Origin of the sequence: Gordonia sp. SMJS1 (assembly GCF_029866425.1) — a bacterium.
GTDB classification, from domain to species: Bacteria; Actinomycetota; Actinomycetes; order Mycobacteriales; family Mycobacteriaceae; genus Gordonia; species Gordonia hongkongensis.
Map to the genome: position 1 here is coordinate 4,214,823 of NZ_CP123381.1, position 22,586 is coordinate 4,237,408.

Consider the following 22,586-nt stretch of genomic DNA (forward strand, 5'->3'; position numbering starts at 1 on the left):
GGATTCGCCTTCCCTCGACGTCGGCACCCGACCCCGTGGGCACCCCACGCCATCATGCCGCACGTGACGACCCCGGCGGGGTCGGTTCCGGCACAGCCGTGACGGCGTCGAGATGCCAGATGATCCCGGCTCAGAGCGGCAGCGAGTCGACCATGTCCAGAATGTCCTGTCCATCCGTTTCGAGGACGACGATCATGGCCAGCTCGCGCGACGGGTCGTCGGTGATCTTGAAGACCCCGCGTCCGTTCTCGTCGATCAACCCCGTCCCGTGCCGCCATCGCACCGGCCGCGACGTCTCCGAGGAACGCGAGTACTCCGCGTTCAGCGCATCTCGGGACGCGAACCAGAACACCCCGAAGGGGCGATCGACCGAGCCCGCGGCACATCGGACGACGAACACGGTGCGCACCTGACCCGCTCCGGTCTCCGACGGCCGACCTCGTCGCGACCGCCGGAGTATCGGCGGATGCACTCGGTGTTCATCCACTGCGCCGCGGTGTCGGGGGCCTGCGGGAGCAGCTCCGGGAACTGCGCCACCAGCGGCGCGAACTCCCCCCAGCTCGCGCCCGTCCGGACCCGCTGCACGGGCCCGGGCTCGGAGTACACACCCGCGCGGATCGCGATGACCCGGTAATCATGTTCTCCGGCAGGCACACTCACGTCCTCGGCGGAGGTCTCGGGTCCCTGGTGGACGACGTAGCCGTCGCCGCGGAGCAGCTGATAGGCCGACGCCCCGGACACCGGGTCCCACGACGCGACCACCCGTCCCGGTCGCGCCTGCAGGGTCAGGCCGCCGGGGGTGTCCGGCGCGTCGGGCGCGGTCACCGACCGGACCACGACGAAGCCGCCGACGGCGACCACCGCGGCGACGAGCACGATCAGCCCGATGAGCCACGGACCCGACTCGAACCGGCGTGGCGAGCGCGGTGTCGTGGTGGGGGACGTCGAGGGTGTCGGCGAGGTCATCAGATCGGCAGCCTTCTCAGGACGTCGCCGGCTGCGGCGGCGGGCTCACCCGGGACGACCACCCACACCACCGAGCGGGCATGGTCGCCGTCGTCGAAGGTGAGGATCGCCTGCCCCTGATCCCGCTGCTTGTCCGACAGGTACAGCGTGCCAGTGTGCCCCTGCGCGGTGGTGTAGTCGACGCCGCGGAGGTCGTGGGCGGTCACCTTCGCCGCCGCGACCGCTTCCTCCGGGGTCTCGTAGGTGTCGACGATCACCTGATACGCCGCCACACCCGGGTCCGACGGCCGCCCGCTGTCGTCGCCGGTCGCGGCGTCGGCGTCGCGGGTACACGACACGGTGCGTTTGCTCGACGAGAACGCGAGATCGCCGTCCTCGCCCCAGCAGCGCATCGCGTCGAAGCCGTTGGTGCTCAGCGGCGTGGCCGGGATCAGGTCGTGGTACAGGTCGGCGATGGGTTGCAGCTCGCCCCACGTCATGAAGACATCGACCTGTTCGGAGTTCCGGGAGAAGTCCGACACCCGGCCGCCGTCGTGCGCCGCGACCTGATACGTGTACATGCCGGGAACCGGCCGGGGCGCCGTGAACTCGGTGGCGGGCCCGGAATAGATCACGTCCTCGTTCTGGGTCACCACGTAGTCGGTGGCCCCGGCCACGCCGTTCCAGGTCAGTTCGACAGCGGTGGTCGTGACCTCCACGTCCGGGGGATCGGGGGTGTCCAGGGAGGTGGCCGACATGCGTGCGAAACCGATTCCGGCGCCGAGGATCCCGGCGACGAGCACCGCCACGATGCCGATCGCGGCGAGGTGGCGAGGCCGACGGACCGAAGTGGGTTGCGTCGCATCGTCATCGGATGGCCAAATCTGCGACGGACCCGGTTGCACAGGCGGTGGCGTGTACCCCGTGCTCCCCGCGATGCCGGCGCCGACGTGCCGGAACCCCGGACTCGGTTCCGGACCGACCGGCGCGGTCCCGGCGGCGGTCCCGGCCGGGGGCTCGGTCGAGGGCTCGGGCCGGATTGCCGGGCCGATGAGCGTTGCGCGGGAATCGAAGACGTCGGCGAGCGCGGCGGCGAACTCCCCCGCCGTCGGGTGACGGCGACCCGGCTCCTTGGCGATCGCCCGCGCGAGCACGGCGTCGACCCCGGCGGGCAACGCCCGATTGCGGGCGCTCGCCGACGGGGGTTCGTGGTGCATGTGCGCGGTCATCAGTCCGTGCAGCGACGGTGAATCGAACGGCGGTGCACCGGTGAGGAGTTCGTACGCAGTGGCAGCGAGGGAATAGATGTCGCTCCGGCCGTCGACGCGCAACCCCTCGATCTGCTCCGGGGAGGCGTAGCGCATGGTCCCGATGGTGATCCCGGTGCCGGTCAGGTGGGTCACCTCGTCGAGGACCTGGGCGATGCCGAAGTCGGTGAGTTTGACGGCCTCCGGGGCGCTGTCGGTGGCGCCGTCCGACCCCGGCGTGATGAGGATGTTGGCGGGTTTGATGTCCCGGTGCATGACGCCGCGCCGGTGCGCCGCGTCCAGGCCCGCCGCCGCCCCGGCGATGATCGTGCACGCGAGACCGGGGTCGAGGGGCGACTCGCGGGCGAGCATCCGGGCCGCGTCGGTGCCCGGCACGTACTCCATCGCGATCCACAGCAACTCGTCGAACACACCACGGTCGTAGACGGCCACGATGTTGGGATGGTGCAGCGGCGCGACGATGTCGGCTTCGCGTTCGAACCGCGCGCGGAAGACCGGGTCCGCGGCGTGGACCGAACGGAGCACCTTCAGGGCGTCGGCGCGCGGCAGCCGGGGATGCGCGGCCTGGTAGACCTCGCCCATGCCGCCGCGTCCGAGCACGTCGAGGACGCGGTACCCCGCGATCAGGTCCCCTACCTGGTACATGACGTCCTCACCGATCCGTGTGCGGTGGCTGTGCTGGGGACGAATGGTACCGAGTGTCGCGAAACGCGGTGGACCACACCGGTGCGGACTCTACGATCGGCGGCGATGGAAACCACCGAGAACCCGACCCCGACGACCGCCGAATTCACCCCGGCAGAGCTCGACGAGGCCTTCGCACAGTTCCAGCGCACGGTCGCCGAGATCGCCGTGAGCCGGGACTGGGATCGCTATGCCGAACTGTTCACCGAAGACGCCGACTACATCGAGCACGCCTTGGGCACCATGCGCGGCCGCGAGGAGATCCGGACCTGGATCTGGCGGACGATGACGTCGTTCCCCGGCAGTCACATGACCGGGTTCCCCTCGCTGTGGCATGTGGTCGACGCGCCGACCGGCCGGGTCATCTGCGAAGTCGACAACCCGATGCGCGATCCGGGCGACTCGACACACATCACCGCCACCAACATCACCATCCTCACCTACGCCGGCGACGGCCGGTGGAGTCGCGAAGAGGACGTCTACAACCCGGTGGAGTTCGGGCGCGCGGCGATGCGCTGGTGTGAGAAGGCACGCGAACTGGGCACCATCGACGAACCAGCCACGGCGTGGATGGAGACGACGGGCGCGATGTTCGCCTCGCGTCCACGTTCCGGTTGAGGGCCCGCCGACCTGCGCGAACACCGGTTCCGGCGTCGCCCGTACCAACGTGACCGACACCACCGGCCGGACGCGTAACGCGACGCGCGGGCGTGAACGACACCCAGGCGACGGACTTGGGACACCGGTGTGCGTGGCGTACGCTAGAACTTTGACCAGTGGCGACGGGGCGGCGCGGGGGACCCGGCCCGACACACCACGGTCCGGTGGGCGGGTGCGCACCTCCCCACGACGACGTCGCGAACCACGGTCGTGGCCGCCGGCCACGCACGCGGATCGATCGACACGACGCACGACGACGACACGCAATGACAACACACGCGGACACCGTTCGGAGGACATCTATATGGCACGCGACCTGACGCAACTCGAGCTACTCAAGGAGCTGGCCCCGGTTGCCGAGGACAACGTCAACCGCCACCTCAAGATCGCCAAGGACTGGAACCCGCACGACTACGTGCCGTGGGACGAGGGCCGTAACTTCGCCGCCCTGGGTGGCGTCGACTACGATCCCGAGCAGTCGCAGCTCGACGAGGTCGCCAAGGCCGCGATGATCACGAACCTCCTCACCGAGGACAACCTGCCGTCGTACCACCGTGTCATCGCCGACAACTTCTCGATGGACTCCGCCTGGGGCCATTGGGTCGGTCGCTGGACCGCCGAGGAGAACCGCCACGGCATCGTCATGCGCGACTACCTCGTGGTCACCCGCGGCGTCGATCCCGTCGCCCTCGAAGAGGCGCGGATGATCCACATGACCAATGGTTTCGACCCGATGCTGGCTGCCGCCGGACGCGTGGACGAGCTCGAGGAGCACGCCGACGAGCTCGGTCTGCTGCATTCCGTGGCGTACGTGACCTTCCAGGAACTCGCGACCCGCGTCAGCCACCGCAACACCGGCAAGGCGTGCAACGACCCGATCGCCGACAAGATGCTGCAGCGCATCGCGGCCGACGAGAACCTGCACATGATCTTCTACCGCAACATCTGCGGTGCGGGCTTCGACATCTCCCCCGACCAGACGCTGCGCGCCGTCACCGACATCGTGACCAACTTCCAGATGCCCGGCGCCGGTATGCCCAACTTCCGTCGCCACGGCGTGCTCATGGCCAAGCACGGCATCTACGACCTGCGTCAGCACCTCGAAGAGGTCGTCATGCCGGTCCTGCGTAAGTGGAACGTCTTCGAACGCGACGACTTCAGCAGCGAGGGCGAGAAGACCCGCGAGGAGCTCGCCGCCTTCCTCGAGCAGCTCGAGAAGGACACCATCCGCTTCGAGGAGATGCGCGACCGTTCGCTCGCCCGCGAGGCCAAGAAGCGGGAGCAGCAGGCATCCTGAGCACCCTCGTCGACAGCCATCCGGCGCCCTCGACCACCGAAGGCTCGCTTCCCAGCTCCCTGAGGAGCGAGCTTGCGAGCGTCTCGAAGGGACTACGTATCGGGTCCATCGAACTGGCCAGCCCGGTCGTACTGGCCCCGATGGCCGGTGTCACCAACGTCGCGTTCCGGACGCTGTGCCGCGAACTCGAGCTCGCCCGTACCGGAACCGTCTCCGGGTTGTACGTCTGTGAGATGGTCACGGCCCGCGCGCTCGTGGAGCGGCACCCGGTCACGATGCACATGACGACCTTCGGACCCGACGAGAATCCGCGGTCGATGCAGCTCTACACCGTCGACCCGGAGTACACGTACCAAGCCGCGAAGATGATCGTCGACGAGAATCTCGCCGACCACATCGACATGAACTTCGGCTGCCCGGTCCCCAAGGTGACCCGCAAGGGCGGGGGGTCGGCGATCCCCTACAAGCGCACGCTGTTCCGCAAGATCGTCGCGGCGGCCGTCCGGGCCACCGAGGGTACCGACATCCCGGTGACGGTCAAGTTCCGGATCGGCATCGACGACGATCACCGCACCCATCTCGACGCCGGCCGGATCGCCGCCGAAGAAGGTGCCGCGGCCGTCGCCCTCCACGCGCGCACCGCATCGCAGCGATACTCCGGTGAGGCCGACTGGGACGAGATCGCCCGCCTGAAGGAGCACGTCACCACCGTGCCGGTTCTCGGCAACGGCGACATCTTCGAACCCGCCGATGCGGTCGCGATGATGCGCCGGACCGGCTGCGACGGCGTCGTCGTCGGCCGCGGTTGCCTCGGCCGGCCCTGGCTGTTCGCCGAACTGGCCGCCGAACTCGGCGGTTTCGACGCGCCGGCGCCGCCGAACCTGGGCGAGGTCGCCGACATCATGGTCCGGCACTGCCAGCTCCTCGTCGATCACCACGGCGAGATGAAGGGTTGCCGCGAGATCCGCAAGCACGTCGCCTGGTACCTCCGCGGTTTCCCGGCCGGCTCGGAGATCCGGCGGCGGATGGCGCTCGTCGGCAGTGTCGACGAACTACGTGAACTGCTCGCCGAGCTGCCGGCCGACGCGCCGTTCCCCTCCGACGGTCACGGCCCGCGCGGCCGGCAGGGTTCGCCGGCGAAGGTCGCGCTGCCGGACGGCTGGCTCGACGACCCCGACGAGGACGTGATCCCCGCAGGCGCCGAGATCATGCACTCCGGCGGTTGAACCGGATTGCGAAAACCGTCACAACCGGTGCCCGGCTGAGACGCTTTCTCAGGTGGGATCAGTACTATTGCGCGGAGGTCCCGGCCGCCGGGGCCTCCATTCTGTGCGCACCGCGCTGGTCGAGCCCCGATCCGCGGTGACTCCGCGACACGACCACGGGGCATGAGGAACGTGCATTGAGTCGTAGGACACCGGGCCCGGACGACCCCGAGGTGGGCGACGCCGGTCGCTCTCGTCGTGGTCGACGCGCCGGACGCTCCCGCGACGACTTCGAGCCCGTCCCCGGTCCGGACGCGCCCGGTTCCACCGACCAGGGCTCCCCTCCCCCGGCGCACCCCAGCCTCCGCGAGCCACGCTCGGCAGATCGCTTCGTCCGGGGACGCACTCGCCTGACGGTCCGCCAGCTCATGGAGCAGATGAACGCGGAGGAGTCGTCGCCGTCGGAGCCCCCCGCCGGCGCCGGCCGGTCCGGCACCCGCCGCGCGACACCGCCGCGTCCGGAGTCGCGGACGTCCGAGCCCCCGTCGTCGACCCGCGGGCGGTCCCGCCGCACCGGACCGCCGTTCGGCGGAAGTGCCACGCCACCGGCGGCCCCGGGCGGGCGGGTCCCCGCAGCTCCGCAGCCGGCGCCCGACGACCGCCCGACGGCCGTCCATCGTTTCGACAACGAGGTCACCCAGAAGATCCCCACCGTCGGCGACGCCGCGCCCGACCTGTCCGATCGCGCCACCGAGCAGCGGGTGATCGAGGAATCCCGCGCCCAGGAGCCGGTCGCCGGCGGCCCGGCCGGACCGCCGGCCCAGCCCCCGCTGGAACGCACACCCGACCTCACCGAACCCCTCGCCCTGCGCTCGGCGCCTCGGCGCCATCCCGGACGCGACGAGGACCGGCAGGGCGCGATGCTGCGCAAGACCGCCGCGACCGGACGCATCCTGGTCGCCATCGCGTGCGTGCTGGCGCTCGTCGGCACCGGCTTCGTCTGGGGTTACCTCCAGTCGTGGAACGGCAACTGGCGCAACGTCACCGCCGTCGACCCCGACGACGAGAACATCCGTAACAAGGATGCCCAGTACGGCGACGAGACGTACCTCATCGTCGGCACGGACACTCGCGGCGGTCAGAACTCCAAGGTCGGCGCCGGCACCACCGCCGACGCCGAGGGCGCCCGTTCGGACACCGTCATCCTGGTGAACATCCCGGCCAACCGCAGTCGCGTCGTCGCGGTGTCCTTCCCGCGCGACCTGCAGGTGGATCAGCCGGCGTGCAACGCGTGGGACAACGAGACCGGTGAGTACGGCGCCGAGATGCCGGCCCAGTCCGGCGTCAAGCTCAACAGCGTCTACTTCTACGGCGGTCCGCAGTGTCTCGTTCGCGTGATCACCGCGATGAGCGGGCTCAACATCAACCACTTCATCGGGATGGACTTCTACGGCTTCGAGAAGGTCGTCCGCGCGATCGGCGGCGTCGAGGTCTGCTCGACGGTCCCGCTCTACGACTACGAGATCGGCCAGATCCTGCGTAAGCCGGGCAAGCAGAAGCTGACCGGCCGGCGCGCACTGAATTACGTTCGTGCCCGCAACATCAGCACGGAGGGCAACGGCGACTACGGCCGGATCAAACGCCAGCAGCTCTTCATGTCGTCGCTGTTGCGGTCGAGCCTGTCGGGCAATGTGCTGTCGAACCCCAACAAACTCAACGGGATCGTCAACACGTTCATCGAATACAGCTACGTCGACGGCGTCGACACCCAGTCGCTGATCAACCTGGCCGAGTCGATGCAGGGCATCGAGGCCGGCCGCGTCTCGTTCCTGACGATCCCGACGTCGGGTACCTCCACCGACGGCGCCAACAACGAGATCCCGCGCACCGACGACATCGACGCGATCTTCGACGCCATCATCGACGACCTGCCACTCCCCGGCGAGCAGGCGCGCAAGAAGCCGCCGTCGTCGTCGAAGGCGCCGACGAGTCCCGGCGCACCGAGCACCGGCTCGAACGCCAGTGCTCCCGGACCCGTGACCGCGACCGCCCAGAACCCCGGCAATGTCGGCGTCCGGGTTCTCAACGGCACGGGCCAGACGGGCCTCGCCACCGAGGTATCCGAGCAGCTCACGCCGTACGGCTTCGACGTGCGGGGTGTCGCCGATGCCTCGGAGAACCGGGACGACACCGTCGTGCGCTACGGGCCGGGACAGCGCGACGCCGCCGCGACGCTGGCCGAGATGTTCCCGAACGCGAGCATCCAGCTCGACCGCACGGTCAAGTCGGGTGTCGAGCTCATCGTCGGTGCGGATTTCACCGGCTCCCTGGAGTCGGTACCGGCCGCCGGGGCGACCCTGACGGCGAACCAGCTCGCACCTGCGGAGAACACCGGCAATCTGCCCAACGACCTGGCCATCACGAACGCGGGCGACACCACCTGTACGTGATCTCAGGTGTCGGTGCACTCGCAGGTGGACGGATCTGCACCCTACGTTCACTGGACGTTCATCGGTCGGAGTCGGTCTGGAGTGATCACGCACGTATCCTGGGACCATGCGTACCGCCTATCAAGAGCAACTCGAGGCGCTGACCTCGGTATTGGGTGAGATGTGCGAGCTCGCCGGCACCGCGATGGCGCGCGCCACGCAGGCACTGCTGCAGGCCGATCTCGCCATCGCCGAAGAGGTCATCGGGGACACCGACCGGATGAGCCGGCTGACGGCTCGCGCGGAGGAACAGTCTTTCGCGCTCCTCGCCCTGCAGGCCCCGGTCGCCGGTGACCTGCGCGGAGTCGTGAGTGGGTTCCAGATCGTCGCCGACGCCGATCGGATGGGTGCTCTCGCGCTGCACGTCGCCAAGGTCGCCCGCCGTCGGCATCCCGCCAAGGCGCTGCCGGAGGAGGTCAACGGCTATTTCGCCGAGATGGGCCGCCTGGCCGTCACCCTGGCGAAGAACGCACATGAGGTTCTCGTGACCAGCGACCCGCAGGCGGCTCTTCGTCTCCAGGAAGACGACGACGCCATGGACGACCTCCACCGCCACCTGTTCACCGTCCTGATGGACCGTGAGTGGAAGCACGGCGTAGCCGCCGCGGTGGACGTGACCCTGCTCGGCCGGTACTACGAACGGTTCGCCGACCATGCCGTGCTCATCGGACGCCGCGTGGTGTTCACCGCGACCGGCAAGACCCCGGAGCAGTTCCAGAGCGTGGGGTGATTTCGCTCGCTCGGTGCCGTTCATCGAGCGAGGGCCACACCGAAAAGGACCGAGAATTCAGTTTCCCACACTGATTCTCGGTCTTTTTTCATGTCTGTGAATATCTGAGCCCGAACGGAGTCGGGGAGATTTCACACGCGCCGAGGTCGTCGTTAGGGTGGCGGGCATGGCCCAGCACTATCCGACCGAGCCCGACGTCAATGCGGTGACCGACGAGGACGCAGAGGCTGCCGCCCACCGCCGCAAGATCCTGGCGTACCTGGGTGTGACCGCTTCGCTGGTCGCCCTGCTGGTGATCCTGCTGCTCAACATGTGACACCCCGACACGACGACCCGACACGACAAGGCCCGCTCCCCCGGGCGGGTGAGCGGGCCCGTTCACGTCGTACGAGTGATCAGCCGAAGCGGCCCGAGATGTAGTCCTCGGTCTCCTTCTTCGTCGGGTTCGAGAACATCGTCTCGGTGTCGTTGATCTCGACGAGCTGTCCGGGCTGGCCGACCGCCTCGAGATTGAAGAACGCGGTCTGGTCGCTGACGCGGGCGGCCTGCTGCATGTTGTGGGTCACGATGACGATGGTGTACTCCTTCTTGAGTTCACCCATCAGGTCCTCGATGGCCAGCGTCGAGATCGGGTCGAGCGCCGAACACGGCTCGTCCATGAGCAGGACGTCGGGAGAGACCGCGATGGCGCGGGCGATGCACAGACGCTGCTGCTGACCACCCGACAGTCCGCCGCCCGGCTTGTCGAGGCGATCCTTGACCTCTTCCCAGAGGTTGGCGCCGCGCAGGCTCTTCTCGGCGACGTCGTCGAGCTGTGAGCGGTTCCGCACACCCTGCAGACGCAGGCCGGCGACGACGTTGTCGCGGATCGACATCGTCGGGAACGGGTTCGGCCGCTGGAACACCATGCCGATGGTCGCGCGCACGCTCACCGGGTCCACGGTCTTGCCGTAGATGTCCTCGCCGTCGAGCAGCACGCTGCCCTTGGCGTAGGCACCCGGGGTGACCTCGTGCATGCGGTTGAGGGTCCGGAGCACGGTCGACTTACCGCAGCCCGACGGGCCGATGAACGCGGTGATGCAGCGCGGCGGCACCTCGAGGGTGACGTCCTTGACCGCGTGGAAGTCGCCGTAATAGATGTTCAGGTCTTTGATGTCGAGGCGCTTTGCCATGTCATTGGTCCGTTCTGGAAAAGATGACCCGAGAAGGGTGGGAGGTCAGGAAGTCTTGGGGGCGAAGATCTTCGACACCGCCTTGGCGCCGAAGTAGACGATGGCAACGAGGATCACCAATGTCAGCGCCGCGCCCCACACCTGATCGAAGGCGCCCGGTCCGTTGTTGTACTGCTGCACCATCATCAGCGGCAGCGACTGCTGGTTGCCGTCGAAGGGATTCCAATTCATCGCGCGGGTGGCACCGACGAGGATGAGGACCGGCGCCGATTCGCCCATGACCCGGGCGATGGCCAGCATCACGCCGGTGACGATGCCCGACAGGGCCGTCGGCAGGACGATCTTCACGATCGTCTTCCACTTCGGGATACCCAGGGCGTACGACGCCTCGCGAAGGTCCTGCGGGACGATCTTCAACATCTCTTCGGTGGCGCGCACCACGAGCGGGACCATCAGCAACACCAGCGCGATCGCGACCACGAATCCCGAGCGGGGCAATCCGAGGGTGGTGCGCCACACCGCGTAGACGAACAACGCGGCGACGATCGAGGGCACACCCGAGAGGATGTCGACCATGAACGTGGTGACACGCGCGAGGAGCGATTTCTTCGTCGCGTACTCCACCAGATAGATGGCGACGAAGATGCCGAGCGGGATGGAGATGACCGCCGCGAGGGCGGTCTGCATCAGCGTGCCGACGATCGCGTTGGCGGCGCCGCCGCGTCGCTCGGCCTGGGTCCACCAGTCGATGTCGATGATCGTCTCGATACCCCGCGACACCAGCGTGAAGACCAGCCAGAGCAGGGGAACCAGCGCCAGCAGCAGGGCGGCCATGACGGCGACACGGACGGTCCCGTCGGTGAAACGCCGACGCCCGGACATCGGGGTGAAGCCGGAGGGCTTCTTGACCGGATCGGCCGCGGAAGTAGTCGTGGTCACAGACATGGTCACTTCTTTCCGGCGACGACCGCGCGGGCGGCGGCGTTGACGATGAAGGTCAGGACGAACAGGGTCAGGCCGGCCGAGATATAGGCGCCGGTCTTGGCGGGCGAGTCGAATTCGGCCGCGTTGTTGGCGATCTTGGTCGCGAAGGTCTCGCCGCTCTCCATGAGGTTGAAGTTCATGGGACCGGCGGTCGAGATGATGAGCAGCAGCGCCATCGTCTCGCCGAGCGCGCGACCCAGACCGAGCATCGAACCGGAGATGTAGCCGGAGAACCCGAAGGGCAGCACGGCGACCTTGACGACCTCGAACTTGGTGGCGCCCAGGGCGAGCGCGGCCTCACGATGACCCTTGGGGGTCTGCATGAAGACCTCGCGGGTCACGGCGGTGATGATCGGCAGGATCATGACGGCGAGCACGATGCCCGCGGTCAGGAGCGTTCCGCCGGTGCTCATGTTGGCGACCTGAGTGGGTTCCTGGAAGAACGGCAGGAAGCCGAGATTGCCGACGAGCCACTCGTTGACCGGCACCAGCGCCGGGCCGAGCACGAGGATGCCCCAGAGGCCGTACACGATCGAGGGGACCGCGGCGAGGAGGTCGACGGTGTAGGTGATCGGTCCGACGAACCGCTTCGGCGCGTATTCGGTCAGGAAGATCGAGATACCGAGCGCGACCGGCATGGCGATCAGCAGCGCGATGACCGACACCACGACTGTCGCGTAGAAGAGCTGCGGGATTCCGAAGGCGAGCTGATCACCGCTGGTGATCCACTGGCCGGTGTAGGTGAAGAAGTTCTCCTCGTTCTTCGCCAGCGACGGGATCGCCTGCGCCAGAAGGAAGAGTGCGATGAGCCCGATGACGATCGAGACCACGAAACCCGAGCCGACGGCCAGGGTGCGGAACACCCGGTCGGCGACGCGGTGATGCGCGGCCGAATGAAGCGAGGATTCGGGCTGGTCGGGCGATGACCCGGTGGGGCGGAACTCGCCGGTGTCCGGCGGAGTCGTGCCACCCTCTTTGCTCAGCGAGGTCATGCGTCCTTCTTGTGATTCGGCTCTGGTCATTGAGTCACTTCCCGCCGTCTCGTGGACACGCGAAATGTCGTGTCAGTGTGTCAACCACACGCGCGGGACCGCAACCGAGGCGGCCCCGCGCACGTGATCAGAGGGGATTGATCAGGCGTTTCCGGACCCACCGGACAGCGAGTCGATGGTCCCCTGCAGCTTGGTCTTGAAGGCGTCGGGTACCGGCACGTAGCCGATCTCCTCGAGGCCGGCCTGGCCGTCGTTCAGGACCGCGGTGAACGCGTCCTTCAGCGTCTGGCTGGTGGCCTCGTCCTCGTAGCCCGCCGAGCAGACGATCGAGTACGGGGTGAGCAGCAGCGGGTAGGCGCCCGGAGCCTTCGAAGCGAACAGGGCGTCGGTGTCGACGACGAGGTCCTTGCTGGCCGGATCGGCGAAGGCCAGCGACTCGAGGGCGTTGCCCGCGCTCTCCGCGTTCAGCGTGACCGGGCCGGCGCCGAAGTCGATCTGAGCGACACCGAGGTCGTTCTCGGTGGCGAAGCCCCACTCGACGTAGGTGATCGAACCCGGGGTCTTCTTGACGGTGTCGCCGACGCCGGTCGACTTCGAGGCACCGGAACCGACACCCTTGGGTGCGAATTCCTTGCTGTGCTCGTACGGCCAGTCAGCGGGGGCCGAGTTCTCCAGGAAGCGCTGGAAGTTGTCGGTGGTGCCCGAGCTGTCCGAGCGGTACACCGGCACGATGTCGGTGGTGGGCAGCGTCACGCCGGGGTTCAGCGCGGCGATCTTGGGATCGTTCCAGGTGGTGATCTTGCCGTTGAAGATCTGCGCGATGACGCTGGGGTTGAGCTTGAGGTCCTCGACACCGTCGAGGTTGTAGGCGACCGCGACGGGGCCGACGACCAGCGGGAGGTGCCAGGGGGCGTTGCCGTTGCAACGTGCGGTGGCGTCGGTGACCTCGTCGTCCTTGAGGGCCGAGTCCGAGCCGGCGAAGTCGACGTCGCCCGCGATGAACTTCTTGATGCCGTCGCCCGAGCCGCTGCCGGTGTAGTCGAGCACGATGTCGCTGTTGTCGGTGAGGACCTGGCTGAAGTGCTCCATGGCCTTCTGCTGCGCGGTCGAGCCCTCGCCGCTGACAGTCTGTTCGCTTCCCCCACCGCCGCACGCCGTGACGAGTGTCAGTGCCGCGATCGCCGACACCGACGCCAGGGCGCCGTTCCGATTGATTTTCACCGCTGGTGTTGCCTTTCCGTTCGCGTTCCCCGCACCGACTGGCGTCGGCTCCGGAGTGTCCGAGTGGAAAGCTATGGGGGCGTGGTGGACTGATCCCCTCCAAAAGATGAACGACAGGTGAACTGGCCAAGGCAGACGGGGTGCGACCTGCCCAGGCGTGATCGTACGTGATCTGCGTAACCCGACATTCGAGACTTAGGCAAGCCTTGCTATAGTTCTGCGGATCGCACTCATGGCAACGCGTTCACCAACCCCGGATTCGACCCCCCGGCACGTCGACCCCCCGGCACCCCGACCCGGCGGGCTCCGGCGTATCCGAAGCGCGGCGATCGACCGGTTGCACGGACACAACCGGGCGGCGCTCGTCATCGGCCCCCTGGCTCTACCGTCCCGCGCGGTCGCCGCCGAACGGATCGTCCGGCTCGCGCGAATCGGTCCACACACCCGGGTCGGGCTCCTGCCCTCGCCGCACCGGCGACTCTGGGTCTTCGATCCGGACGCGGCGGCCGACGCGGTCATCGCCGCACCACCCCCGGCGGCGGGTGCCGATCCGGCCCGCCTGTTCGAGGCCCTGTACTCGCTGCCACACCGGCCGCTTCGGATCGTGCTGGCCGGTGATCACCTCGCGCTGGACTACGACCACGGACTCGGCGACCTCACGCTGCTGAATCTGATCGTCGACGTGATCGTCGGCGCGGTCGACCGTCGGGGTTGCCGCCCCGGGCCCGCCGTCCCCCCACTGCTCGTCGCGGCGGCGGCCACCGTGGCCGATCCACGACGAGCCCTGGCGCTCTTGCGTTTCCGGCGACACCGCGAAATAGTCCAGCCGGTGCCTGCGCGGCGACCGGTGCCTCCCCGACGACCGGCGGCCGCGAATGTCCACATCCCGGCCGACGACGTCGAAGCGATCCGGTCCGGCCGGGCGGCGTCGATGCCGGGAACCGGCCTGTTCGCCGTCTACACGGTCGCCCTGGTCGCCGCACTGACCGAGGCCGGCGTGGCGCTCAACCCGATGGTCACGCTGCCCTTCGACGCGCGCCATCACCTGCCGACGTCGATGCGGACCTACGCCAATTTCTCTGCAGGACTGAGCTTTCCGGTGTCCGACACCACGTCGGCGGCCGCCCTGCAACGGGAGATGACCGCGTCGGCCCGGATGGGCCGGCCGGCTGCCAACCTGGCGCTCGCCAGCGTCAAGACCCTGCGCCGTGCCCGCACGGGCGGATCGGCTTCGCCGGCCCCGTGCGTCCCCGCCGAGGGCCCGGTCCATGCAGAGCTGCTCCATTCGAGTGTCGGTCACCTGCCCGGCCGCCGACGCGGCTGGCAGTGGTCCGACCCGGCGCGTGCCACCGTCATCGCCGTGGCCACGCCACCGTCGGCGGCCGGTATCACGGTCACGACCGGATTCGTGGACGGCGGGATCTCCATGACCGCCGCATTCCGCGACGACGTCTTCGACCCGGCCCGTATCCGCGCGGCCATGGATGCCGTCGCGGGGCACGCCGCCCGGATCGTCGGGGTGCCCTGACGCCCTCCGGTCCCCCGCCTCATCAGCGAACCCCATCCGACCCCGAGCTATCGAAGGCCGAAAAACGTGCTGTCCTCCCATCCTGTCGAGCCACTGGCCGACCCGGTGACCCCAGTCCCCGTCGCGGCCGTGCACGCTGATCCGGTCCCCGACGATGCAGTCCGGACAGAGCCGACCCTCTCGGTGATCGTCTGCTGCTACACGGAGCGTCGACGTCGGCTGCTCGACGCCGCGATCGCCGAGGTCCGCGCGCAACTGGGTCCCGCCGACGAACTGCGCGAGGGCGCCGGGCGACCGGTGTTCTGTTTCACCGGCGCGGGCGCATCCGCGCTCACCTTCGTGCCATTCGCCGATCGCATCGGCGAACTCGACGCCATCGGTTCGGTTTTCGCGTTCGCGCCACATGGCCTGGACACCCGCGGCATCCCCGACTGGACGGTCGACGCCGCCGTCCGGCGTCACCTCCGCGACCTACGTCGCATCCAGCCGGAGGGGCCTTACATCCTCGTGGGCCATTCGCTGGGCGGGTTCATCGCCCTGGAGACCGCGCGACGCCTCGAGGCCGACGGGCACCGTGTCGATCTGGTCGTCGTGGTGGACACGTTCGTCCCACCGCGGGTGCTGCATCGCGCCAAGCGCGCCGACCCGTCTCTCACGACGACCACCACATATGAACCGCTACCCCGAAAAGAACTGTGGCGCCGACGAATTCGTGTTCCACTCGCAGGTGTGGTGAGAACCTCGCCGACCGCCGACGCGCAGGCACTCGAGGAACTCGGTGTCCGGGTGGCGCGGCTGCACCGCCCCCGCCCGTACACCGGTCGCGCGCTCGTGGTGCAGGGCAGCGAGAATCGTGACGGCCCGTCGGTGTGGCGGCGGCACATCGTGACCGGGGACGTCGATGTCCTCCGTCTCGAGTGCAATCACCTGTCCGTGGTCCGCGAGCCCCACATCGGCGACGTCGTCGACGCCATCGGCGCCGCACTCGGGCAGCCTCAGCCGTAGGCGACGTCGACGGCGTATCGGGTGAACCCGAGGCGCTCGTAGGTGTGCAGCGCGGCGACGTTGTCACCCTCCACGTAGAGGTTGATCTCCGAGACGCCCTCGCGCGCAAGATGATGCAGGCCGGCGAGCGTCAACAACCGACCCAGTCCGCGACCCTGCGCCGCAGGATCGACGCCGACGATGTACACCTCGCCGAGGTCCGCGTCGTGCCGCTTCGTCCAGTGGAACCCGAGGAGCTTGCCATCTCCCCCGCCCGATCCGTCGCCGGCACGGTCGAAGGCGAGGAACAAACCCGCCGGATCGAACCAGTCGGCGGCAACCCGTTCACGGATCTGCTCCGGCGACCAGCCACCCTGCTCGGGATGCCAGTCGAAGGCCGCGTTGTTCACCCGCAGGATCTCGGCGTCATCGGCCGGTCCGGCATAGGTCCGCAGGTCGACCGTCGGGTCGACGACGAGTTCGGGGAGTTCGTGGCCGGGCCCGACCGGCCGGCGCAGTTGCAGTAGTTCGCGACGTTTCGTCAGGCCCATCGCCGCAGCGAGCGCCACCGCGCCAGGCAGGTCACCGTGTGCCCACACCCGGACCCCGGACCCCGTTTCGGGCGCGGACGCCGCCGCGAACGACGCGTCGAGCAGCGCCCGGCCGTGTCCCTCCCGGCGGTGCGCCGGGTCGACGACCGCCTCGATCATCGCCGGCTCGCCGTCGCGACCGGGGACGATGACGGCGTACCCGGCCTTCGACCAGACGTGCACGATCGGTGAACCCTGGGGGGCGTCGATCGCGGTGACCGCCCCCTCCGAGAGCGGGGCGACACCATCGGCGGCGTTCGCCTCGCGCACCAGCCGGTGAGCGAAATCAGCGACGTCGTCGGGCAGTGCGCCTCGACGCACCTGCGGGTCCTCAGTTCCCGGCACTGGCACTGAACTCCTCGTCGAACGGATCGGGACCGTCGAGCGCGTCGTCGAAGTCATCGGTGTCGACCGCATCGGGACCGGATGCGTCCTCGGACAGGTCGGCGTCGGCCGCGGACGCCCGGCCGCGCGTCGGACGGACGGCCTTGTATCCGACGTTGCGGACGGTCCCGATCAGCGACTCGTGCTCGCTGCCGAGTTTGGCGCGGAGTCGACGGACGTGGACGTCGACGGTGCGGGTGCCGCCGAAGAAGTCGTACCCCCACACCTCCTGGAGCAGCTGGGCGCGCGTGAACACGCGACCCGCATTCTGCGCCAAGTACTTCAGGAGCTCGAACTCCTTGTAGGTCAGGTCGAGCGGACGTCCGCGCAGGCGTGCGGTGTAGGTCCCCTCGTCGATGACGAGTTCACCCAGCGTGACCTTGCCCGAGGACTCCTCCGCGGCAACTCCGCGGGTACGGACCACGAGCAGGCGCAACCGGGCATCGAGCTCGGCCGGACCGGTACCCGGCAGCAGGAATTCGTCGATGCCCCAGTCCGCGTTGACCGCGACCAGCCCGCCCTCGGTCAGCACCGCCGCGACCGGCACCGAGGAGCCGGTGCTGCCCAACAGGCGGCACAGCCCGCGGGCCGCCGCCAGGTCGGCGCGGGCATCGACCAGCGCAACATCGGCGTTCCCCGCCTCCATGAGTGACGACACCTCGGTCGGAGCGGTCCGCACCGTGTGCGCGAGCAGCGACAACGACGGCAAGACCGACTCCGGATTCGGGTCGGCCGTCAACAACAAGAGATCCACCCAGCACTCCGATCTCGTTCGTCCCCGTCCCGGACCATCCAGATCGCTCACCACGACGTGAACGCCACCCGCGCGTGGCTCGGCGATTGTTTACGCCGCCTTACCAACGTGTGCGAGATAGGTGACAGAATAGCGCCACCGGCGCGCTCACCTGTTAACAAGGCGACCACGACCGCCGGATGACCACGACGGGGAGGGTGATCGGCCGAGCATGCCGCGCATCCGGAAAGTGCTTGTCATCGGTGTGGTCGCCGCCCTGGCCGCCGCGGGGGTCGCGCTCGGCGTCGACGTCGGGGCCGCCGTTCGCGGGGAGCATCAGTTCTCCCGCGCCCTCGCCCAATCCCCCCGCGTGACATTCGATCCCGAGGTCACCATCGCGGGTTTCCCGTTCACCTCGCAGTCGTCCGCCGGCCACTTCGACGGGGCCACGATCGCCGCCCGCGGCGTCGAACTACCCGGATGTCCGCCCGCCCGCGGCGTCTGCCGCGGTGAGCTGGGTGCCTCTCTCGGCCCGTTCGACGTGGCCGACGGCAGCGGATTCTCGGCGAGTGATGTTCTCCACACCGGCTCGATCTCGGCGTACACCCGCCTCGATGCCGTCACCCTGGCCCGATATCTGCGCATCGTCGACCTGACCGTCAGCACCCCGGGACCGGACGACACGGCGGGCGCAGGCGGGCCCCAGGACGGCATCGTCAGTCGCGAGACCGGCGTCGTGCTCACCGGCACGGTCGCACTGCCGCCGGGCGACGGGCTCGATCCCGCCGACCCGCCGTCGGCGTCGTCCTATGACGGCCCCAAGGTGCGCGTGAGTGTCTCCGTCGACCTCTCCGTCGTCGACGGCGCACTGGACATCCGGGCAACCGGCTTCTACACCGGCCCCGAACGCCACGTCGACGCCGAGGTCCCGGCGGAAGTCCGCGCCGCCGTGCTCGATCGGTTCAGCCTGACGCTCCCGCGCCTGCCGATGGCCTGGGATGTCGAACCCGATCGCGCGGAGAGTTTCGGCGGGGACGTCCAACTGGTCGGCGACTCCGGTCCGGCATCGGTGCGCCTCGACCGCTTCTGAGCAGTTCAGACCGTGTTCTCCCGGCCTCGGCCGCAAAGCACCCCGGCCGTTGGGGGCTCGATCGGCTCTGTTGTACCCTCGTGGGCATGCAGCAGCGCCGTGAGTACTTGCTCACACGACGCCGGGCGATCGACTTCTGTCGTGTCGCCGACTGCTGTTGTCGCACTCGCCGTTGACGGTGTGACCAACCCGTGCTGCGTGAGCAGCCGGTCCGCCCACACCGTCGATGAGAACGGGGGCGTCTCCACCGAGGTCTGCGACCTCGTTCCCATGCGCCGTCACCCGTGCTCATCTCCCCGAGACGCGGGCATCCTTCTCGCGCCTCACCGTCTCCACCATCTCCATCTGTTCGACGACCATCACCGATCCACTCCGAAAGGACACCGCCATGGCACGTTCCGACGTCCTGGTCAGCACCGAATGGGCTGAGCAGAACCTCAATGCCGACAAGACCGTCTTCGTCGAGGTCGACGAGGACACCTCGGCCTACGACGGCGGGCACATAGCCGGCGCCGTCAAGCTCGACTGGAAGACCGACCTGCAGGATCCGGTCCGCCGCGACTTCGTCGATGCCGAACAGTTCGGCAAGCTGCTCTCTGAGCGCGGGATCGCGAACGACGACACCGTGATCCTCTACGGCGGCAACAACAACTGGTTCGCTGCATACGCCTACTGGTACTTCAAGCTGTACGGCCACAACGACGTCAAGCTCCTCGACGGCGGCCGCAAGAAGTGGGAGCTCGACGGTCGCCCGCTGTCCAGCGACGCCGTCAGCCGTCCCGCCACGACCTACAAGGCCGGCGAGCCGGATGTCAGCATCCGCGCGTTCCGCGATGAGGTCGTCGACGCCATCGGCACCAAGAACCTCGTCGACGTGCGCAGCCCGGACGAGTTCTCCGGCAAGATCCTCGCGCCGGCCCACCTCCCGCAGGAGCAGAGCCAGCGTCCCGGTCACATCCCGAGCGCGATCAACGTGCCGTGGAGCAAGGCCGCCAACGAGGACGGCACCTTCAAGTCCGACGAGGAACTCAAGGAGCTCTACGGCGAGGCGGGACTCGACGGCTCGAAGGACACCATCGCGTACTGCCGCATCGGCGAGCGGTCGAGCCACACCTGGTTCGTGCTAAAGGAACTGCTCGGCCAGCAGAACGTCAAGAACTACGACGGCAGCTGGACCGAGTACGGCTCGCTGATCGGCGTCCCGATCGAACTCGGAGAAGGAAAGTAAGAGATATGTGTGCTGCACCCAAGCAGGGACAGAAGCTGCCCGCTGGCGTCGACGTGGAGAAGGAGACCGTCCTGACCGGACAGGTCACCGACGGCTCGGGTTCGCCCGTCGCCGGCGCCTTCGTGCGTCTGCTCGACTCGACCGGTGAGTTCACCGCCGAGGTCGTGGCATCGCCCACCGGCGACTTCCGTTTCTTCGCCGCCCCCGGCACCTGGACGCTGCGCGCCCTGTCCGCGGTGGGCAACGGCGACGTGACGATCAGTCCCGAGGGCCCCGGCATCCACGAGAAGGACATCACCGTCTCGAAGTGACGCCACGCTCGACCCGGCAGCCCGGTCACCGCACCCGCGGTGACCGGGCTGTCTCGTTCTCACCGCCCCTGAGGAGGGAGCCTGCGACCGTCACCGCCCCCTGAGGAGGGAGCCTGCGACCGCCACCGCCGCCCCCTGAGGAGGGAGCCTGCGACCGTCACGAAGGGCCCACCCCTCGACGGCGCCCTGACCACGCCGGGGTTAGAATTTCCCTCGTGGTCCTCTTCTTCGAAATCCTGCTGATCCTGGCCGCCGTGCTGATCACCTGGTTCGGTGTCTACACCCTGTACCGTCTGGTGACCGACGAGTCGTGACGTCCTCACCCGGAGATCCGGCCGCGGACGGCCCCGCCGGCGCGGAGTCATCCGGTGACGGGTTCGCCGCCGACGCCCGCCGGTCGGGCGACGAGGCGATCAGTCAGGCCGAGGCCCGGGCGGTGGAGTCCGGCAGCCGTGAACGCAACGTCCCCACATGGGATGATCTGCCGCTCCCGGCCGACACCGCGAACCTCCGCCTCGGCGCGGACCTGCATCCCGGCCTCCTCGCACTCCTGCCGCTCGTCGGCGTATGGCGTGGCGAGGGCGAAGGCCACGATCCCCAGTCGGACACCGACTATCACTTCGCTCAGCAGATCGTCGTGTCCCACGATGGCCAGAACTTCCTCACCTGGGAGTCCCGCTCGTGGGTGATCGACGACGACGCTGCCTACCAGCGGCCCGACCTCCGCGAGTCCGGGTTCTGGCGGATCGGTGAGGACGACACCATCGAATTGCTCCTCGCCCACGCCGAGGGCTCGATCGAACTCTTCTACGGCACTCCCCTGAACCAGACCACCTGGGAACTCGCCACCGACGTCGTCATCAAGGCCGAATCAGGTCAACGCACCGGCGGCGCCAAACGCCTGTACGGACTCGTCGCCGACGGCGACCTCGCCTACGTCGAGGAGCGCGTCGACGCCGACGGGGACCTCACCCCACGGCTCTCCGCCAAGCTGCGCCGCCACGTCGGCTGATCCACCTCATCGACGGAACCCGCGGCAGGGACGCGCGCCCTGCTCCCGACGGCTCGCACATTCGCCCCGCTCGCTTCGCTCCCGGCGGCTCCCACATTCGCCCCGCTCGCTTCGCTCCCGGCGGCTCGCACATTCGCCCCGCTCGCTTCGCTCCCGGCGGCTCGGCCGCCGATCCGAGAACGCAAGGTACAGATTGCGTTTCGGTAGCGCGCTGTACACCAGCGCGCCGAGCATGATGACGACCGAACCGTAGGCGGTGACCTCCCCCGGCCGTCCCGCCCAACCGGGATGCACGGTTCCCGACCTCGACATGTACGGGGCGTGCCCGGCCGTGCCGCCACCCCGGCGACCGACGACCGAGAACACCTCGGCGCGGGCGGACTGCGGGGAGAATTCGAAGACGGCACGCCCACCCGGTGGGCATTCGACGAAGGTGAACTCCGTGCCGGACCGGTGGACCACCCCGATCCAGTCGCTGCCCGAGTTGCCTACGACGAACGTCGAACCGCCCGTCCGGTACTGGTACGAGACACCGGCCGCCGCGGCATCGAGCATGTGCCGACCGGAGACACCGCCGTTCCACTCCGCGCTCCACGGGGTGAGATATCGCTGGTCGAGGAACTCGCGGCGGGTGGGGATCGGAACCGTCACCGGCATCACCCGCCCGTCGCGCACCCACACCGCGCCGTACAGAACCGGCCGGCCGTCCGCGGTGCGGGGGGCCTGGAGGTAGGTGAGCGAATCCGCCTCCGGCAGAGCGATTTCCGAACCGGGAGTCAAGAGTTCGACATACGACCGGCCATCCTCGAGCAGGACCACGGCAGCCACGTCGTGCACACCACGGTTGTGGACGGCGATGCGGTCACCGGCCTCCCGCGACAGGTCCTCGGCGTGGAACAGGCCGGCGGCGTGCGGGTCGGCGAACGCGAATCGGGGTGCCGACGCCGTCCCGAAGTCCGGGTCGCCCGGGGTCCAGTAGTTCTCGCCCACCACGGGTTCGATGCGATCGCGATCCTGCGTCCCGACCGCCGCGGCGACATGCATGGTCACCATCTCTTCTTCTCCCTCTCGACGCCCCG

Annotated in this window: 22 protein-coding genes; 12 read left to right on the forward strand and 10 right to left on the reverse strand. The window is 68.6% G+C overall.

Annotated features, from left to right (window positions below; all coding sequences use genetic code 11):
• Nucleotides 1–130: 130 nt before the first annotated feature.
• The 3 genes from QAD21_RS19065 to QAD21_RS19075 form a co-directional block, all read right to left on the reverse strand.
• Entirely contained in the window at nt 131–259 is a 129-nt protein-coding gene (locus tag QAD21_RS19065; RefSeq protein WP_280360053.1) for a hypothetical protein, read from the reverse strand.
• Nucleotides 260–321: 62 nt separating this feature from the next.
• The gene (locus QAD21_RS19070) at nt 322–966 is read right to left on the reverse strand and encodes a hypothetical protein (RefSeq protein ID WP_280360055.1); all 645 of its coding nucleotides are present in this window, start codon (nt 964–966) and stop codon (nt 322–324) included.
• A complete protein-coding gene (locus QAD21_RS19075; protein WP_280360057.1) occupies nt 966–2,858 on the reverse strand; it encodes a serine/threonine-protein kinase in 1,893 nt (630 codons plus the stop codon). The genes QAD21_RS19070 and QAD21_RS19075 overlap by 1 nt, the downstream gene beginning before the upstream one ends.
• Nucleotides 2,859–2,963: 105 nt before the next feature.
• On the opposite strand from QAD21_RS19075, the gene QAD21_RS19080 reads away from it, so the two are divergent.
• The 6 genes from QAD21_RS19080 to QAD21_RS19105 all read left to right on the forward strand — a co-directional run bounded on the left by QAD21_RS19080 (nt 2,964) and on the right by QAD21_RS19105 (nt 9,594).
• Nucleotides 2,964–3,515, forward strand: a complete 552-nt coding sequence (locus QAD21_RS19080; RefSeq protein WP_280360059.1) for a nuclear transport factor 2 family protein — start codon at nt 2,964–2,966, stop codon at nt 3,513–3,515.
• 346 nt (nt 3,516–3,861) lie between these two features.
• A complete protein-coding gene (locus tag QAD21_RS19085) occupies nt 3,862–4,854 on the forward strand; it encodes an acyl-ACP desaturase (protein WP_226513949.1) in 993 nt (330 codons plus the stop codon).
• 59 nt (nt 4,855–4,913) lie between these two features.
• Nucleotides 4,914–6,080 (forward strand): tRNA dihydrouridine synthase DusB, encoded by a 1,167-nt coding sequence (gene dusB / locus QAD21_RS19090; RefSeq protein WP_280361797.1) that lies wholly within the window; start codon nt 4,914–4,916, stop codon nt 6,078–6,080.
• 176 nt (nt 6,081–6,256) lie between these two features.
• Entirely contained in the window at nt 6,257–8,509 is a 2,253-nt protein-coding gene (locus QAD21_RS19095; protein WP_280360061.1) for an LCP family protein, read from the forward strand.
• A 106-nt stretch (nt 8,510–8,615) separates the two neighbouring features.
• Nucleotides 8,616–9,278, forward strand: coding sequence for a phosphate signaling complex protein PhoU (gene phoU / locus QAD21_RS19100; RefSeq protein WP_058253532.1), 663 nt, complete (start codon nt 8,616–8,618; stop codon nt 9,276–9,278).
• 166 nt (nt 9,279–9,444) lie between these two features.
• Nucleotides 9,445–9,594: a hypothetical protein gene (locus tag QAD21_RS19105; RefSeq protein ID WP_280360064.1), complete on the forward strand. Its 150-nt coding sequence runs from the start codon at nt 9,445–9,447 to the stop codon at nt 9,592–9,594.
• A gap of 79 nt (nt 9,595–9,673) precedes the next feature.
• Here the strand turns inward: QAD21_RS19105 and pstB are convergent, their stop codons facing one another.
• From pstB to pstS, 4 genes are all read right to left on the reverse strand, one after another.
• The gene (gene pstB / locus QAD21_RS19110) at nt 9,674–10,450 is read right to left on the reverse strand and encodes a phosphate ABC transporter ATP-binding protein PstB (protein ID WP_004022008.1); all 777 of its coding nucleotides are present in this window, start codon (nt 10,448–10,450) and stop codon (nt 9,674–9,676) included.
• Nucleotides 10,451–10,495: 45 nt separating this feature from the next.
• Nucleotides 10,496–11,395: a phosphate ABC transporter permease PstA gene (pstA, locus tag QAD21_RS19115; RefSeq protein ID WP_058253533.1), complete on the reverse strand. Its 900-nt coding sequence runs from the start codon at nt 11,393–11,395 to the stop codon at nt 10,496–10,498.
• A gap of 2 nt (nt 11,396–11,397) precedes the next feature.
• Nucleotides 11,398–12,426: a phosphate ABC transporter permease subunit PstC gene (gene pstC, locus QAD21_RS19120; protein ID WP_068970537.1), complete on the reverse strand. Its 1,029-nt coding sequence runs from the start codon at nt 12,424–12,426 to the stop codon at nt 11,398–11,400.
• A gap of 141 nt (nt 12,427–12,567) precedes the next feature.
• Nucleotides 12,568–13,647, reverse strand: a complete 1,080-nt coding sequence (pstS, locus tag QAD21_RS19125; protein ID WP_137810318.1) for a phosphate ABC transporter substrate-binding protein PstS — start codon at nt 13,645–13,647, stop codon at nt 12,568–12,570.
• Nucleotides 13,648–13,879: 232 nt separating this feature from the next.
• Between pstS and QAD21_RS19130 the strand changes: the two genes are divergently transcribed.
• Both QAD21_RS19130 and QAD21_RS19135 read left to right on the forward strand, forming a co-directional pair.
• The gene (locus QAD21_RS19130; RefSeq protein WP_280360066.1) at nt 13,880–15,175 is read left to right on the forward strand and encodes a hypothetical protein; all 1,296 of its coding nucleotides are present in this window, start codon (nt 13,880–13,882) and stop codon (nt 15,173–15,175) included.
• 105 nt (nt 15,176–15,280) lie between these two features.
• Complete coding sequence (locus QAD21_RS19135; protein ID WP_280360067.1) at nt 15,281–16,180, forward strand: alpha/beta fold hydrolase; 900 nt, start codon at nt 15,281–15,283, stop codon at nt 16,178–16,180.
• Here the strand turns inward: QAD21_RS19135 and mshD are convergent.
• Nucleotides 16,171–17,100, reverse strand: coding sequence for a mycothiol synthase (gene mshD / locus QAD21_RS19140; RefSeq protein WP_280360068.1), 930 nt, complete (start codon nt 17,098–17,100; stop codon nt 16,171–16,173). The genes QAD21_RS19135 and mshD overlap by 10 nt on opposite strands.
• A complete protein-coding gene (locus QAD21_RS19145; RefSeq protein WP_280360069.1) occupies nt 17,081–17,887 on the reverse strand; it encodes a response regulator transcription factor in 807 nt (268 codons plus the stop codon). The genes mshD and QAD21_RS19145 overlap by 20 nt, the downstream gene beginning before the upstream one ends.
• A gap of 211 nt (nt 17,888–18,098) precedes the next feature.
• On the opposite strand from QAD21_RS19145, the gene QAD21_RS19150 reads away from it, so the two are divergent.
• The 4 genes from QAD21_RS19150 (at nt 18,099) to QAD21_RS19165 (ending at nt 21,507) form a co-directional block, all read left to right on the forward strand.
• A complete protein-coding gene (locus tag QAD21_RS19150; RefSeq protein WP_137810430.1) occupies nt 18,099–18,956 on the forward strand; it encodes a DUF2993 domain-containing protein in 858 nt (285 codons plus the stop codon).
• 388 nt (nt 18,957–19,344) lie between these two features.
• Nucleotides 19,345–20,184 (forward strand): sulfurtransferase, encoded by an 840-nt coding sequence (locus QAD21_RS19155; RefSeq protein WP_058253541.1) that lies wholly within the window; start codon nt 19,345–19,347, stop codon nt 20,182–20,184.
• A gap of 5 nt (nt 20,185–20,189) precedes the next feature.
• A complete protein-coding gene (locus QAD21_RS19160) occupies nt 20,190–20,495 on the forward strand; it encodes a DUF1416 domain-containing protein (RefSeq protein WP_010840619.1) in 306 nt (101 codons plus the stop codon).
• A gap of 310 nt (nt 20,496–20,805) precedes the next feature.
• Nucleotides 20,806–21,507 carry an FABP family protein gene (locus tag QAD21_RS19165; protein ID WP_065629744.1) on the forward strand — a complete coding sequence of 234 codons (702 nt, stop codon included), beginning with the start codon at nt 20,806–20,808 and terminating at the stop codon, nt 21,505–21,507.
• Nucleotides 21,508–21,513: 6 nt separating this feature from the next.
• On the opposite strand, the gene QAD21_RS19170 is transcribed toward QAD21_RS19165, so the two are convergent.
• Nucleotides 21,514–22,560 carry a hypothetical protein gene (locus QAD21_RS19170; protein WP_280360073.1) on the reverse strand — a complete coding sequence of 349 codons (1,047 nt, stop codon included), beginning with the start codon at nt 22,558–22,560 and terminating at the stop codon, nt 21,514–21,516.
• Nucleotides 22,561–22,586: the final 26 nt, after the last annotated feature.